Raw genomic sequence first — 449 nt, forward strand, 5'->3', positions numbered from 1 at the left:
CAGTGAGGCCGAACTGATGGCGGTGTCGATGCAGGATGACTTCGGCGTTAGCGTGCGCTGGAAAGAAGAACGCAGCCGCACCACCTGGGAGAACGCCCAGATGAGCGCCGAGATTTTGTTGCCGCAAGGCATCAAGCGTGTAGTGGTAGTGACTCAGGCCTGGCACATGCCGCGTTCGGTGTGGAGTTTTGAAAAGGCGGGTTTCACCGTGGTGCCAGGGCCGGTGGGCTTTCTGGGTGTGGACCATGGCCGACCGCTGGGTGGCTGGATGCCGGAGGTCAAGGCGGTGTGGCAAAGCGGGCAGTTGATCAATGAAGCGGTGGGGCAGGTGGGGTATCGGTTGTTCTACCGATAGGTGCTACACAGGAGATCAATTGTGGGAGCTGGCTTGCCTGCGATGGCGGTGGGTCAGTGAGCACTCAGGGCACTGATACACCGCCATCGCAGGC

1 protein-coding gene is annotated in these 449 nt (G+C 60.8%); it reads left to right on the top strand.

The window, feature by feature from the left end; all coding sequences use genetic code 11:
- On the top strand, positions 1 to 355 hold a 355-nt coding region (locus tag C5Y44_RS13185; protein ID WP_146108511.1), incomplete at its 5' end, for a YdcF family protein.
- Positions 356 to 449 lie beyond the last annotated feature (94 nt).

This window comes from Corynebacterium sp. J010B-136, assembly GCF_002967075.1.
GTDB lineage: Bacteria > Actinomycetota > Actinomycetes > Mycobacteriales > Mycobacteriaceae > Corynebacterium.